13 protein-coding genes, 1 tRNA gene and 1 pseudogene are annotated in these 14,815 nt (G+C 60.4%); 8 read left to right on the forward strand and 7 right to left on the reverse strand.

Annotation, left to right across the window (positions count from 1 at the left end; all coding sequences use genetic code 11):
* Positions 1–65 precede the first annotated feature (65 nt).
* Positions 66–308 (forward strand): sulfurtransferase TusA, encoded by a 243-nt coding sequence (gene tusA / locus CX511_RS08765; protein ID WP_045186803.1) that lies wholly within the window; start codon positions 66–68, stop codon positions 306–308.
* On the opposite strand, the gene CX511_RS08770 is transcribed toward tusA, so the two are convergent.
* Positions 305–1,702, reverse strand: coding sequence for an MATE family efflux transporter (locus tag CX511_RS08770; RefSeq protein ID WP_045186801.1), 1,398 nt, complete (start codon positions 1,700–1,702; stop codon positions 305–307). The two genes, tusA and CX511_RS08770, sit on opposite strands and share 4 nt — an antisense overlap.
* 155 nt (positions 1,703–1,857) lie before the next feature.
* Here CX511_RS08770 and pdxB point away from each other — a divergent pair, with 155 nt between their 5' ends.
* The gene (pdxB, locus tag CX511_RS08775; RefSeq protein WP_101293280.1) at positions 1,858–3,000 is read left to right on the forward strand and encodes a 4-phosphoerythronate dehydrogenase PdxB; all 1,143 of its coding nucleotides are present in this window, start codon (positions 1,858–1,860) and stop codon (positions 2,998–3,000) included.
* Positions 3,001–3,053: 53 nt separating this feature from the next.
* Here the strand turns inward: pdxB and CX511_RS08780 are convergent, their stop codons facing one another.
* Positions 3,054–3,227, reverse strand: coding sequence for a PA1571 family protein (locus CX511_RS08780; RefSeq protein ID WP_177327807.1), 174 nt, complete (start codon positions 3,225–3,227; stop codon positions 3,054–3,056).
* 283 nt (positions 3,228–3,510) lie between these two features.
* Between CX511_RS08780 and CX511_RS08785 the strand changes: the two genes are divergently transcribed.
* The 4 genes and pseudogenes from CX511_RS08785 (at position 3,511) to mqo (ending at position 9,086) form a co-directional block, all read left to right on the forward strand.
* Entirely contained in the window at positions 3,511–5,283 is a 1,773-nt protein-coding gene (locus tag CX511_RS08785) for an ABC transporter transmembrane domain-containing protein (protein WP_101293279.1), read from the forward strand.
* Positions 5,284–6,066: 783 nt separating this feature from the next.
* A pseudogene (locus CX511_RS25590) lies at positions 6,067–6,177 on the forward strand (hypothetical protein); the annotation flags it as partial.
* Between the two features lie 228 nt (positions 6,178–6,405).
* Positions 6,406–7,110, forward strand: a complete 705-nt coding sequence (locus CX511_RS25595; protein WP_409077879.1) for a methyl-accepting chemotaxis protein — start codon at positions 6,406–6,408, stop codon at positions 7,108–7,110.
* Positions 7,111–7,487: 377 nt separating this feature from the next.
* On the forward strand, positions 7,488–9,086 hold the full coding sequence (gene mqo / locus CX511_RS08795; protein WP_101293277.1) for a malate dehydrogenase (quinone): 1,599 nt from the start codon (positions 7,488–7,490) through the stop codon (positions 9,084–9,086).
* Between the two features lie 74 nt (positions 9,087–9,160).
* Here the strand turns inward: mqo and CX511_RS08800 are convergent, their stop codons facing one another.
* The 3 genes from CX511_RS08800 to CX511_RS08810 form a co-directional block, all read right to left on the reverse strand.
* A complete protein-coding gene (locus tag CX511_RS08800; protein ID WP_045186787.1) occupies positions 9,161–9,535 on the reverse strand; it encodes a glycine zipper domain-containing protein in 375 nt (124 codons plus the stop codon).
* Between the two features lie 133 nt (positions 9,536–9,668).
* A tRNA-Pro gene (locus CX511_RS08805) sits at positions 9,669–9,745 on the reverse strand.
* Positions 9,746–9,808: 63 nt separating this feature from the next.
* The gene (locus CX511_RS08810) at positions 9,809–10,030 is read right to left on the reverse strand and encodes a YgdI/YgdR family lipoprotein (RefSeq protein ID WP_045186783.1); all 222 of its coding nucleotides are present in this window, start codon (positions 10,028–10,030) and stop codon (positions 9,809–9,811) included.
* Between the two features lie 194 nt (positions 10,031–10,224).
* On the opposite strand from CX511_RS08810, the gene moaB reads away from it, so the two are divergent.
* Both moaB and CX511_RS08820 read left to right on the forward strand, forming a co-directional pair.
* Entirely contained in the window at positions 10,225–10,764 is a 540-nt protein-coding gene (gene moaB, locus CX511_RS08815) for a molybdenum cofactor biosynthesis protein B (RefSeq protein ID WP_101293276.1), read from the forward strand.
* A gap of 22 nt (positions 10,765–10,786) precedes the next feature.
* Entirely contained in the window at positions 10,787–11,974 is a 1,188-nt protein-coding gene (locus CX511_RS08820) for a molybdopterin molybdotransferase MoeA (RefSeq protein ID WP_177409699.1), read from the forward strand.
* Here CX511_RS08820 and CX511_RS08825 read toward each other — a convergent pair.
* Together CX511_RS08825 and CX511_RS08830 are read right to left on the reverse strand one after the other, a co-directional pair.
* On the reverse strand, positions 11,963–13,207 hold the full coding sequence (locus CX511_RS08825; protein WP_045186775.1) for a glycosyltransferase family 4 protein: 1,245 nt from the start codon (positions 13,205–13,207) through the stop codon (positions 11,963–11,965). The two genes, CX511_RS08820 and CX511_RS08825, sit on opposite strands and share 12 nt — an antisense overlap.
* Positions 13,208–13,270: 63 nt before the next feature.
* Positions 13,271–14,725, reverse strand: a complete 1,455-nt coding sequence (locus tag CX511_RS08830; protein ID WP_045186773.1) for a mannose-1-phosphate guanylyltransferase/mannose-6-phosphate isomerase — start codon at positions 14,723–14,725, stop codon at positions 13,271–13,273.
* Between the last annotated feature and the right edge of the window lie 90 nt (positions 14,726–14,815).

Genomic DNA, 14,815 nt, shown 5'->3' on the forward strand with positions numbered 1-14,815 from the left:
AGCGGCTACAGGGTGACCTCGCCACTTGTATGAGCGACAATAGCCCATCATTTGCGGAGTACCCCATGACCGATTTCATCCCAGACGCCACCCTCGACGCCACCGGTCTCAACTGCCCGGAGCCGGTGATGATGCTGCACCAGCACGTGCGTGACCTGGCCGCTGGCGGCCTGCTCAAGGTGATCGCCACCGACCCGTCGACCCGTCGCGATATCCCCAAGTTTTGCGTGTTTCTTGGCCACGAACTGGTCCAGCAACAGGAAGACGCGGGCACCTACCTGTACTGGATCCGCAAGAAACTCGATTAAGCGCGTTGCGCCCGGCGGATGTGCTTGCCACTGCTGCGCGCCAGCCGAATCGACAGCATCAAAGCGGCGCAGGTCAAGCCGGCGATCAGGCCTTCCCACAAGCCATTGGGGCCGCTGGCAGGCCCGAAGTAGTCGGTCAGCCCCAGCACGTAACCCACCGGCAGACCAATGCCCCAATAGGCGAACAAGGTCAGGATCATGGTCACCCGGGTGTCCTGGTAGCCACGCAACGCCCCCGCTGCGATTACCTGAATGGCATCGGAGAACTGGTACAGCGCGGCATATACAATCAGCATCGCCGCGATCTGGATCACTGCGGTGTCCGGGGTATAGATCGAGGCGATCGGTTCGCGCATCAGCAGGATCAGTCCCGCCGAGAAACAGGCAAACACCAAGGCCGCGCCCAGTCCTACCAGGGCGGCGAAGCGCGCCTGGTGTGGGTCACCGGCACCGATCGCCTGGCCGACTCGAACCGTCACCGCCATCCCCAGTGAGTAGGGAATCATGAACAGCAGCGAGCTGATGTTCAGGGCGATCTGGTGGCCGGCCACCACGGTGGCGCCAAGGCTGCCGATCAGCAGGGCAATGACGGCGAAGATGCTCGATTCTGCAAACACCGCGATGCCGATCGGCAAGCCGACGCCCATCAGGCGTTTGATTACCGCCCATTGTGGGCGCTCAAAACGCACAAGGACCCGACTGTTGTGATAGACGGGGGCCCACCGGGTCCAGGCCGCCATGCTCAGGGCCATGAACCACATGACAATCCCGCTGGCCCAGCCGCAGCCAACCCCGCCCAGGGCCGGCAGGCCGAAGTGGCCGTAAATCAGCACGTAGTTCAGCGGAATGTTCAGCAGCAGGCCCAGGCAGCCAATGACCATGCTTGGGCGGGTGCGGCCGAGACCATCGCTGTAGCAGCGCAGTACGTAGTACAGGGCGATACCGGGAAAGCCGAAGGCGATGCCTTGCAGATAACCCATGCTCGGATCGACCAATTGCGGGTCGACGTTCATCACCTGCAGGATCGGCTCGGCGCTGATCAGCAAGGCGCTGGCAATCAGGCTGACACCCACTGCCAGCCACAAGGCCTGGCGTACCAATGGGCCGATCTCGCCCTGTTGGCCTGCACCAAAGCGTTGTGCCACTTTAGGGGTGGTGGCCAGGAGGATGCCGGTCATCAGCAGGAACACCGGAATCCAGATTGAGTTGCCCAGCGCCACTGCCGCCAGGTCACGTGGACTGACCCGCCCAGCCATCACCGCATCGACAAAGCCCATGGCAGTGGTAGCCAGTTGCGCAATGATGATCGGCGTGGCCAGCAGCAACAGGCTGCGTACTTCGCCGCGCACACGAGCAACGCGGGATGGAGTAGGGGAAAGGTGGTCAGCAGTCATCGGTGTCACAAGGCGGGCGTCCACAAAAAAGGTGCACAAAGCCGACTAGTCTACGCTTTGACGCATCGGTCAGGAAATAAACCCGCTGCTTTGCTCCCCAACTGGATTAGCGCCCCTGCAAGGGCCTACACTGCGAACCCCGATAGGAGAGCGCCATGCTGATTGTTGCCGACGAAAATATTCCTCTGCTCGATGCCTTTTTTGCCGGTTTTGGCGAAATCCGCCGCTATCCAGGGCGGGCGATTGACGCCGCCTGTGTAAAAGATGCCGATGTTCTTCTGGTGCGCTCGGTGACCCGCGTCGACCAAGCGTTGCTTGAGGGCAGCAAGGTGCGTTTTGTCGGTACCTGCACCATTGGCACTGATCACCTGGCGCTCGACTACTTTGCCCAAGCCGGTATTCAGTGGTCCAGCGCGCCAGGCTGCAACGCCCGTGGCGTGGTGGATTATGTACTGGGCAGCCTGCTGACCCTGGCCGAGCTCGATGGCGCTGACTTGACTGCGCGTACCTATGGCGTGGTCGGTGCTGGCGAAGTCGGCGGGCGCCTGGTCGAGGTGCTGCGTGGGCTCGGTTGGCAGGTGCTGGTCTGTGATCCGCCACGCCAGGCCCGGGAAGGCGGCGATTTTGTCAGCCTGCAAACGGTGCTCAGTGAGTGCGATGTCATCAGCCTGCACACCCCGCTGACCGCTGATGGCGAGCATCCCAGCTGGCACTTGCTTGCCCGTGAGCAACTGGCATCGTTGCGCCAGGGTGCTTGGTTGATCAATGCCAGCCGGGGACCTGTGATCGACAACGACGCCTTGCGTGAGCTGCTGCTGGCGCGTGAGGATGTGCTGGCGGTGCTGGATGTCTGGGAGGGCGAACCGCAGGTTGATCTGGAGTTGGCTGATCTCTGTGTGTTGGCCACCCCGCACATTGCTGGCTACAGTCTGGACGGCAAGCAGCGCGGTACCGCCCAGATCTATCAGGCCTTCTGCGCCTGGCGCGGCGAGCCGGCGACGGTGCAACTGGCCGATTTGCTGCCGCAACCGTGGTTGGCCGGGATCGGCCTGCAGGCAGAAACCGATCCGGCATGGGCTTTGGCCACCCTGTGCCGTGCAGTGTACGACCCGCGCCGGGATGATGCCGATTTCCGTCGCAGCCTGAGCGGCGATCCACTGGAGCAGCGGGCCGCCTTTGATGCCTTGCGCAAGCATTACCCGCCACGTCGCGAGATCGAAGGGATGCAGGTGCGCCTGCAAGGTGAGGCGCCACATCTGGCGCAAATGGTTCGGGCCCTGGGTGGTGTGCTGGTTTGAAGGCAGGCAATAAAAACCCGGCGCAGGTGCCGGGTTGAAGAATTCGAGGTGGTTCAGTCTTTCTTGGCGGGGTCTTTGCGGCTTTGCTCAAGCTTCTCGCAAGCTTGCTGGACCATTTCTTCGGTGATTGTGATCTCTTTACCATTCTGGTCGATGAACGAACCACCTACCGTTGCTTTCGGATCAGGCGCGCTCTGGCTTTGGGTGTTGCTTTGCGGCAAGCTCATTTCCTGTCTCCTCATCAGGTTGCAAGCTCAGACTAGAATCGCTCAGTGACCGAACTATGACAGCTCCTTGGTGACCACCGTACGACCTTTCCAGTCGACCAGAAAGTCGCGCAAACCTCCAGTGTCGGCTTAGAACGAAACGGTCTATATACAGGTAGAAAAGGCCTTAAAACGCTCGGTGATACGGTTTTGACACCCGCGCCTGTTTATTCCAGTGCGTTCCTTGGCGTAGGACGAGCGGTCAGGTGTAGGCTGGGTGAAATAGCTGACCTCAGGCTTCTCCATGCTCAATCGCGTTTCTTCTCGTCAGCGTCAGGCCCTGCGTCTGGGTTGGCGTTTTATTCGCCCGTATCGCAAACAGGTCGTGCTGGCCTTGCTTGCCTTGATTGTCACTGCCGGTATCACCTTGTCGATGGGGCAAGGTATTCGGCTGCTTGTCGATCAGGGTTTCATGACACGCTCCCCTCAGTTGCTCAACCAATCGATTGGTTTGTTTCTGTTGTTGGTACTGGCACTGGCCATTGGTACCTTCAGCCGCTTCTATCTGGTGTCGTGGATTGGTGAGCGCTGTGTCGCGGATATCCGCCAACAGGTGTTTGATCACTTGATCTACCTGCATCCTGGTTTCTTCGAGAGCAATCGCAGCTCAGAGATCCAATCGCGGCTGACTGCCGACACAACGTTGCTGCAATCGGTGATCGGTTCGTCGTTATCATTGTTCTTGCGAAATGCCCTGATGGTGCTGGGCGGTATCGTTCTGCTGTTTATCACCAACCCCAAGCTCACCAGTATCGTGGTATTGGCCTTGCCGCTGGTGCTGGCGCCGATCCTGATTTTCGGGCGGCGGGTGCGCAGCCTGTCGCGCCAGAGCCAGGATCGGGTGGCCGATGTCGGCAGTTATGTGGCCGAAACCCTCGGGCAGATCAAGACAGTACAGGCCTACAACCACCAAGGCAGTGATCAGCAGCGCTTCGGTCGCACGGTGGAGGCGGCCTTCGATGTCGCGCGCAAACGTATCAGGCAGCGCGCCTGGCTGATCACCCTGGTGATCGTGCTGGTGCTCGGTGCTGTCGGTGTGATGCTCTGGGTCGGCGGCATGGATGTCATTGCCGGGCGCATCTCTGGTGGTGAGCTGGCGGCTTTTGTCTTTTATAGTCTGATTGTCGGCAGTGCGTTTGGCACCCTCAGTGAAGTGATCGGTGAGCTGCAGCGCGCCGCTGGTGCGGCAGAGCGGATCGCCGAGCTGTTGGCGGCGCGCAGTGAAATCAGCGCGCCGCCTATAGGGCTGGAGCGCACGGCGTCGCGAGTCAGTGGCCGACTGGAGTTGCAGGAGGTGCGCTTTGCTTATCCCTCAAGACCGACACCGCCGGCTATTGATGGCTTGAGCTTGACCGTCGAGGCGGGCGAAACCTTGGCGTTGGTTGGGCCTTCAGGGGCGGGTAAATCGACACTGTTTGACCTGTTGCTACGGTTCTATGATCCCCAGCAAGGGCAGATCCTTCTTGATGGTCAGGCGCTGAATCGTCTCGATCCGCAAGACTTGCGCCGCCACTTTGCGCTGGTAGCGCAGAACCCGGCACTGTTCTTCGGAACGGTCGAGGAGAACATCCGCTACGGACGTGCCGAGGCGACCGATGCCCAGGTAGAGGCCGCGGCGCGCGGTGCCCATGCCCATGAATTCATCCTGCAGTTGCCTGAGGGCTATAAGACCCACTTGGGTGATGCAGGGTTGGGGCTGTCGGGTGGTCAACGCCAGCGTCTGGCCATTGCCCGGGCGCTGTTGGTGGATGCACCGATCCTGTTGCTGGACGAGGCCACCAGTGCCCTCGATGCCCAAAGCGAGCACCTGATCCAGCAAGCATTGCCGACCTTGATGAGTGGGCGCACCACGCTGGTCATCGCCCATCGGCTGGCCACGGTGCAGCATGCCGATCGCATCGCAGTGATCGATCAGGGGCGCTTGGTCGCGATCGGCAGCCACCGTCAGTTGATCGCCGAGAGCCCGTTGTATGCAAGGCTGGCAGCCCTGCAATTCAATACCGTTACGGATTTGTGACAGCGCCCTGCAAACTGTCACATTTCTGTAGCAATCCCTTGAGACTATCGCTTCCAGCTGTTGCGTAACGCTCGAATTTGGCTGCTATCGACTGATGGCAGCTTTTTTTTGCCCAGTAGCCATTGCCAGTGAACAAGGACAGGGACGTCTTTGCCTGGTCGACGCTGACGTGCGTCGTTCCCTTTTTCCTTGTTCCGGGACTCCTTTCTGATGTTGCGTAAATCCTTGAGCGTGCAAATTCTCGCGTTACTTGGCGGCAGCCTGTTGGCGATGCTGGTGATCGCGCTGGTCTGTTTTCAATTGTTGTCATCCAGTGTTCGTGGCTATGGCCAGCTGATCAATGGGCCGCTGCAGGCTTCGCAGTTGATCGATGAGGCCAACCTGCAGTTCAAGGTCCAGGTCCAAGAGTGGAAAAATGTGCTGTTGCGTGGCAAGCAACCGGCTGAACTGGACAAGTACTGGCAGCAGTTTCTCGCCCGTGAGCAGCAAGTGCAGCGCATTCTCGACCAGTTGATCCAGGCCAGCGAGGCGCCACTCAAGGCCCGTGCCGAGCAGCTCAAGCAAAGTCACCGTCAATTGGGTCAGGCCTATACCCAGGGGCGTCAGGCATTCCTGGCAGCAGGTGCTGATCCCAGTGCAGGAGACCTGGCGGTCAAGGGGGTGGATCGTGCCACCAGCGAGCAGATGAGTGAACTGGTGAGTCAGTTGCGCAGCGAGGCTCAAGGGCGTGCCCAGGCCATCAATCAGTCGGCAGAACGTACTGTGTGGCTTGGACTACTGGTGATGTTCGGGTCGGCATTACTGGTGGGCTTGCTGAGTCTGTGGCTGGTCAATCGAAATCTGATCGAGCCGATTCGTGGCTTGATCGAGTATGTTGCGCAATTGAGTCAGGGGCGTTTCGACGCGCGGGTTGCCACCGACCGTGAAGATGAACTGGGTCGCCTTGCTGTGGCTGCCAATACCTTGCGTGACTTTCTCGCCGACACCGTTGCCCGCTTGCAGGACAATGCCGGTGAGCTGGAAAACGCCAGTGGTGAGTTACGCAATATCGCCGGCGGCATGGCCCGCGGCGCCGATGATCAATTCCAGCGCACCGACCAGGTGGCCACGGCCATGCATCAAATGTCGGCTACGGCTCAAGAGGTCGCCCGCCATGCCGCCCAAGCGGCACGCGCCGCCGATGATGCCGACCACAGTGCCCAGGCCGGTGAGCAGGTCATGCAGGCCACCATCGACACCATCGCCACGGTCAATCAGGAAATTGCCGGTACAGCGGCGGTCATCCGCCACTTGGAAACCGACAGCGTCAGAATTGGCAAGGTGCTGGAGGTGATCCGTGCGATTGCCGAGCAAACCAACCTGTTGGCGCTCAACGCTGCCATCGAAGCGGCGCGGGCAGGGGAGGCCGGTCGCGGCTTTGCTGTGGTCGCCGACGAGGTGCGTAACCTGGCTCAGCGCACCGCTGCCTCAATCGCTGAAATCAATCAAATCATCAGTGCTGTGCAGTCCGGCGCTGTGGAGGCGGTCAAGGCCATTGAGAGCGGCCAGCAGCGCAGTGAGGAGGGTGCCGAGCAGGTTCAGCGTGCCGGGCAGATGTTGCAGCGCATCACGCTGGCGGTGGAAGCGATACGCGACATGAACCGGCAAATCGCCACTGCCGCGGAAGAGCAGACCAGCGTGGCCGAAGATATTTCCCGCAACGTGGTGGAAATCACCCGGATCGCCACCGCCAATCAGCAGGCCGTGCAGCAGACTGAGCAGGCGGGTCAGCGCCTGCATGGCCTGTCGGGCCAGCTTGGTGAGGTGACTGCGCGGCTAAGTGCTTGAGGAAAGGGGGAAATCCGCCACATTCCCCGCTACGGGGAGAATAATGTGGCGGATTGTCGCCAGAAAAACCGTTAAAGATGGGGTGCGACGACACGTCCTAGCTATTAGCCGTTGGTCTTGCAGAAGTTGGCCTGCTTTGTGCTTAAAGGCGGTCAGGCCTAGGCCATGCAAGCACCCGGCGCCAAGCGTTCAGGGTGACGACCGTTCCCGATCCATCGAACAACCCCAGCCGCCAACCATTGCCCGGGCGTCCAGGCCGCTTGCCTGAACGCCGAGCAGCGCTAAGCTTTGGTCTGCGCGAGCAACAACAAGAATTCGGGCGTGCACAACGGGATGAGCGGTCATTGCCAATTACTTCACCTCAATTGGATTGAACTATGAAAAAAATCCTCCTGACGCTTCTATGCCTGAGTGTCATTGGTTGCTCCAAGCCCAGCGAGCCCGAGAAAACCGTCGATGTGCTGCTGATCGGTGGCGGCATCATGAGTGCAAGCCTCGGCACCTACCTCAATGAGCTGGAGTCGACCTGGTCGATCGACATCTATGAGCGCCTGGACAAGGTCGCCGAAGAAAGCTCCAACGCCTGGAACAACGCCGGTACCGGTCACTCCGCGTTCTGCGAGCTGAACTACACCAGCGAAGGCGCCGACGGTAAGATCGACATCAGCAAGGCGGTCGGCGTCAACGAGCAGTTCGAGATCTCCAAGCAGTTCTGGGCCTACCAGGTCGAGCAGAAGGTGCTGAACAATCCGCGCTCGTTCATCAACAACGTACCGCACATGAGCTTCGTCTGGGGCGACAAGAACGTCGAGTTCCTCAAGAAGCGTCATGAGGCCCTGCAGCACAGCTCGCTGTTCCGCGGTATGGAATACTCCGAAGACCATGCCCAGATCCAGAAGTGGGTGCCACTGGTCATGGAAGGCCGCGCTGCCGACCAGAAGATCGCTGCGACCCGCATGCCGATCGGTACCGATGTCAACTTCGGTGAGATCACTCGTCAGCTGATCGCTTCGCTGACCAAGCACGACAACGTCAAGCTGCACGTTCAGCATGAAGTGCGCGACATCGTGCGTAATGCCGACAACACCTGGACCGTGGTCGTCGCTGACCTGGCCAACAAAGGTGTCGAGCGCAGCGTCAAGGCCAAGTTCGTCTTCATCGGTGCCGGTGGTGGCGCGCTGAAGCTGCTGCAGAAGTCCGGCATTCCTGAAGCCGATGGCTACGCAGGCTTCCCGGTTGGCGGCCAGTTCCTGATGACCGACAACCAGGACATCGTTGCCCGTCACAAGGCCAAGCTGTACGGCAAGGCTTCGGTAGGTGCACCGCCGATGTCGGTTCCGCACCTGGATACCCGCGTCATTGACGGCAAGGAAGTGCTGCTGTTTGGCCCGTTCGCGACCTTCTCGACCAAGTTCCTCAAGAACGGTTCGCTGCTGGACATGTTCGCTGCCCTGACCACCCACAACATCATGCCGATGACCCATGCCGGTATCGACAACATTGACCTGAGCACCTACCTGATGGGTCAGTTGATGCTCAGCTTCGATGACCGCATGGAAGCCCTGCGCGAATACTTCCCGAACGCCAAGAACGATGACTGGAAGCTGCTGCAAGCGGGTCAACGTGTACAGGTGATCAAGAAGGATCCGGTGCACGGTGGCGTGCTGCAGTTCGGTACTGAAGTGGTTGCCGCCCAGGACGGCAGCATTGCCGCCTTGCTGGGTGCCTCGCCAGGTGCCTCGACTGCTGCGCCGATCATGCTCAGCGTGCTGGAAAAGACCTACAAGGATCGCATCAAGAGCCCTGAGTGGCAGGCCAAGCTCAAGCAGATCATTCCGACCTATGGCCAGAAGCTCAACAACAACCTTGAGCTGACCAACGCCACCCGTGAATGGAGCAGCTCGCGTCTGGGCCTGTTGAATACCCCGGTGCTGCCGGAAGAGGCTGCTGCAGTACAGGCTGAGCCTGCGCTGTAAGCATTTGCTTCGCTAGAAACAAATAACCCCCTGTTCAGGGGGTTATTTGTTTTTGGGGTTGGCAGATCAGCAGATCAATGATGCTTCTTGCGATGATCATTGGCCAGGTTGTTACCCAGCGCGCCGCCAGCAGCACCACCAAGGCCGGCGCCGATGGCGGCGCCGGTTTTGCCACCGAGCTTGTTGCCCACCAACGAGCCGCCGGCCGAACCCAGGCCGCCGCCAATCGCTGCCTTGGTCTTGTTGCCTTGCTTCGCGCCCATGGCGCTGCCTGCGGCACCGCCGACGCCAGCACCAATGGCAGCGCCGGTGCTGCCACCGAGTTGCTGGCCGACTACGTTACCCAGGACACCGCCCAGGCCACCGCCTACAGCAGTCTGGCCATCACCGGCCATGGCACCTTGTGCGCACAGCAGGCCCAGGGTCAGGGCGGCAAGAGTCTTACGCATTTTGTTTCAACCTCTAAGTTCGAAAGGCGCGCATTCTGCTGGTCGCAGCGGCCCGGCGCAATGCTGGCCAGTGCGGTTGTCGACTTGCGGGCAGCAAAAAGCCCGCACGAGGGCGGGCTTTTGCTGAGTGATCTGGTCGGAGAGACAGGATTCGAACCTGCGGCCTTCTCGTCCCGAACGAGACGCGCTACCTGGCTGCGCTACACTCCGATGGAGAAAATATTACTCAAATTTTTCTCCTCGACAAGTCCCTCGCGGGGCCTGTCGCAGGCGTCAGAGATCCTTGACGGTACGAACCTGATCCTTGTTGATGCGGGTTTGTTTGCCATCGAGCTGTTCGAACTCGTAGAAGCCTGACTCCTCGTCATACTGCGGGGTGTCGACCGCCTGGATTTCACGGCCGTCGTTCAGGGTAATGACGGTTGGCGAAGCGCAACCTGCCAGAGTGCCCAGGCCCAAAGCGAGCAGGAAAGCGGGAAGGGTCCGTTGAATCATTATGTTTCTCCAGTTAAGGATGGTGCGGAATGTTGTTGAGACGCATGGCGACGGCGCAAGTTCCTTACACATTGCAGCATAGCGGCTGCACCGCACTTTTGACTGGGGACAATCCTCTGCTGTGCTGCGGGCCCGAGCCAGGCAGGGCTGTGATATAACACCGCGCATACTCTTCATCAATGGAACAAGGCCCCATGAAAGCCAAGGCAGATGTACCTTTCGTGCCGCTGAATATCGCGGTGTTGACGGTCAGCGATACCCGTACCCAGGAAACCGATACCTCTGGGCAGATGTATGTCGATCGCCTGACCGAGGCCGGCCACGCTCTTGCTGCGCGGGTGTTGCTCAAGGACGATTTGTACAAAATCCGCGCCCAGGTCGCTGCCTGGATTGCTGATGAGCAGGTGCAAGTGGTGCTGATCACGGGCGGCACCGGCTTTACCGGACGCGACAGCACGCCTGAAGCCGTCGCCTGCCTGCTGGACAAGCAGGTTGATGGCTTTGGTGAACTGTTCCGGCAGATCTCTGTGGCTGATATCGGAACCTCCACTGTGCAGTCACGCGCCCTGGCCGGGTTGGCTAACGGCACCCTGGTCTGCTGTTTGCCAGGTTCGACCAACGCGGTGCGTACCGGTTGGGATGGCATCCTTGCCGAGCAGCTTGATGCCCGTCATCGTCCTTGCAACTTCGTCACCCACCTCAAGCAGGCCGAGCCCTGCGCCAGCCGTGGTTGAGGTGCCTGTGAGCACGTCATTGATGCCCGTCGAAGACGCATTGGCCCGCCTGCTGGCGCTGGCCGAGGCGGCACCGATTATCGAGACCGAGCAGGTCGCCCTGGCGCAGGCAGAAGGGCGGGTGTTGGCTGAAGAACTGGTCGCCAGCCTGGACTTGCCGCCTTGGCCAAACAGCGCCATGGACGGCTATGCCTTGCGTCTGGCTGATTGGCAGGGCGAGGCGTTGCCGGTCAGTCAGCGGATATTTGCCGGCCATGCCCCTGAGCCACTGTTACCAGGTACCTGTGCGCGGATATTCACCGGCGCTCCGCTACCGGCGGGTGCTGATTGTGTCGAGATGCAGGAAAATGCCGACGTCCAGGATGACCAGCGGGTGCGCTTCAACGAACCGCTGCGTGTTGGCCAGAATATTCGCCCGCAAGGCCAGGAAACCCGTGCCGGCGAGTCGGTACTGGCCGCGGGGACGCGTCTGGGGCCGATTGAGTTGGGGCTTGCGGCGACTCTGGGGTGCGCCACGCTCAAGGTCGTACGCAGGGTCAAGGTCGCCGTGCTCTCCACGGGTGACGAGCTTGTGGAGCCCGGCTTGCCATTGGGACCTGGGCAGATCTACAACAGTAACCGCCGCCTGCTGGTCAGCTGGTTGCAGCGTCTTGGCTGTGACGTCCTGGATGCCGGGATTCTGGCCGATGACCTGCAAAAAACCCGCGATTGTCTCGCCGGTTTGAGTCAGGTCGACCTGATTCTTTCAACCGGTGGGGTGTCCGTGGGGGAGGCCGATTACCTGGGGCTGGCGCTGCGTGAAGCCGGTGAGCTGGCGCTGTGGAAACTGGCGATCAAGCCGGGCAAGCCATTGACCTTCGGTCACTTTAAAGGCGTGCCGGTGATCGGCCTGCCTGGCAATCCGGCATCTACGCTGGTGACCTTCGGGTTGCTGACGCGTCCCTACCTGCTGCGCCGCCAGGGTGTAAGGGATGTAACACCGCTGCAATTTCCCGTGCCCGCCGGCTTCGATTGGCCAGCGGCAGGCCGTCGTCGGGAGTATTTGCGCGCACGCCTCGACCAGGGTCATGCACTGATCTACAAAAATCAGAGTTCCGGTGTGCTACGCAGCGCTGCCTGGGCCGAGGGCCTGGTGGAGGTCCGCGAAGGTACCACCCCCACCAGAGGCGATACCGTGCAGTTCATTCCCTTGAGCGAGTTACTCGGCTGAGCGACTGAGCAAGCCACTGTCCAAGACGTTGAGTGTCGGCGCGTGCTGGCTCAGGCGCGCATGCACGTTTTCCAGTTGGGCGGCGGCAATGCTCCAGTCGTGCCGGTCGGTGACGAACTGGCGCGCGGCCTCCGACAGTTGGCGCATACGCCAGGGCTGATTGAGTAACTGAGTGATAAGCAATGCCAGCTGATCACCGTCATCACTGCCCAGGTAGTGCTCGCCTTGGGTCACCTGCAGGCCGCATACACCCATGGTGGTGGTGACGACCGGCAAACCGGCGGCCATGGCCTCCAGTACCTTGATTTTCGAACCTCCGCTGTAGCGTAGCGGGGCGAAGAAAATCGCTGAGTGGCGTTGCAGCTCGCGTAGGTCTGGTAAATAGCCCACCCATTCGATGCGCGGGTCGCTCCAGCGCGATTTCCAGCTGTCGGGCAAAGCGTGGCCTACCACGGCCAGGCGCACGGCCGGATTGCTTTGCCAGACTTGGGGAAGGATGTCTTCGAGTGCCCACTCAATGGCTTCGAGGCTGGCGCTGTATTCGAAATTGCCCACAAACAACAGTCGCTGGCTATGCGGTGCCGGCTGAATATCCTGGTAATGCGCGCAATCAACGCCGTTGATAACCAGGGACGCGGGGTGGCCGGTCAGGCTGCTGATGTGTTCGGCATCTTTGGGGCTGACCGCTACCACTTCCTGGGCCTGACTCAATACGCGATTTTCCCAGCGCCGGTAACGCCAGCGGTCGAAGGCGTTGAACGGTCGCAGCCACAGGGGCAGACGGTCATGGCAGGCGGCGCCAGAGACTGACTCGATGGTGTGTTCGCTGAGCAAGAAGGGCAGGCCGTGGGCCTGCAGGGCCTTTTCGAACGGCTGGAAGCTGTAGCTGTGTTCGATCTGGATCACATCCCAGTGTTCTTCCAGCAGTTGTTCGAAACAATGGCGCAAGCGCGGTGCCAGGCCATTGACGCTGGCGCGCATGGGATAACCGACATACACCGCTGCCAGCAGGTTCAATGGGCTGTGCAAGGGGCGTCTGGGTAGCACGATCAGGCGCTCGAGCAAGGGTTCGAGCGCCTGGCGTGCCGCCTCGCTGGGCGGGATTTTCGATTGCACCAGCAAGGTGATCTGGTGACCACGCTGCGCCAGATTGCGCAGCAGGTGGTATTGCCGGGTTTTGCCGCCACTGGTGGTCGGCCAGGGCAGGTAAGGCAGTGTCCAGAGTACGCGCATGACCCCTTTCCTCTATATCAGACGGGTAACGGCATGCAGATAGGAATGGACGCGCCTTGGGGGTCAGCTGCTGGCTGATTCCGGGGCGCGTCCATAGATATCAGTAAAGCGCACGATGTCGTCCTCGCCCATATATTCGCCACTTTGTACTTCGATCATGACCAGGTCGATCACCCCGGGGTTGGTCAGGCGATGTACTCGCCCCGGTTTGATAAAGGTCGATTCGTTGGTGTCGAGCAAAAACTCGTCTTCGCCATTGGTCACGCAGGCCATGCCGCTGACCACGATCCAGTGTTCGCTGCGGTGATGGTGCATTTGCAGCGACAGCGAGGCTTGCGGGCGAACCATGATGCGCTTGATCTTAAAGCGCGGGCCTTCCTCAAGCACCGTGTACATGCCCCACGGGCGATTCACCGTGCGGTGCAGGCGATAGGCGTCATGGCCCTGGTGCTTGAGCTGCTGGGCGATGACTTTGACCTCCTGGCTGCGCGACGCATCGGCGATCAGCAGGGCATCAGGGGTATCGATGATGATCAGGTTGTCCAGGCCCACGGCACCGACCAGTCGGCGTGGCGAGTCGATGTAGCAATTGGTGACGTCATGCAGGACGGTCTCGCCATTGCACTGGTTACCATTGTCATCGGCCTCTTTGAGCCCGCGGACCGCCTGCCAGCAGCCGATGTCGCTCCAGCCCAGGTCGGCGGGCAACACGGCGACTTGGCTGGAGCTTTCCATGACAGCGTAATCGATGGAAATGTCCGGTACTTTTTCGAAGCTCTGCGGATCGAGCTCCAACTGCAACTCACCCTCGCCGTGTTTGCACGGGCTTTGCTGTAGGCAGTGATGAACACTGGCCAGCAGGTCCGGTACATGTCGGTCCAGTTCCGCGAGGATGGCGTCAACGCGCATGCAGAACATGCCGGCATTCCACAAGTGCTGGCCGCCGTCGAGGTAGCGCTGGGCAGTGAGGGCATCAGGTTTTTCAACAAAGCATTCGACTTTGTAACCGTGGTCGTTCAGCGGCTGGCCTTTCTCGATGTAGCCAAAACCGGTCTCGGCATGGCTGGGCAGCAGGCCAAAGGTGGTCAGCCAGCCTTGTTCTGCCAGGCTGCGCGCCTGCGCCACGGCGCGCTCGAACGCATCCAGGTCGCTGATCAGGTGATCGGCAGGCAGTACCAGCAACAGCGCGTTTTCACCATACAGGCGCGCACAGTGCAGGGCGGCGGCGGCAATGGCCGGCGCGGTGTTGCGCCCGAACGGTTCGAGGATGAAGTCCAATGCCATGCCGGCCTGATTCAGCTGGCGGTATTCATCTTGGGTGCGGAAATACACTTCACGATTAGTTACCGTCAGCACGCGCTCGACGTCTGGCAGCGCGCTGGCGCGCGAAAAAGTTTTCTGCAGCAAGCTCTGGCCGTCTGGCAGGCGCATGAACGGTTTAGGCATCGTTTCACGCGAAACAGGCCAAAGGCGAGTGCCGGCGCCGCCGGCGATGATGCAGGGGATCAGAACGCTCATTTCACAGCCTTGAGTCAGGGCACTGAAGCTACAGTGCAGTAAGGGGAAACAGGGACCTGGCAGGCGCTCGGGTAAAAAGTCAATAAAATG

Source organism: Pseudomonas sp. S06B 330 (genome assembly GCF_002845275.2).
Lineage (GTDB): Bacteria > Pseudomonadota > Gammaproteobacteria > Pseudomonadales > Pseudomonadaceae > Aquipseudomonas.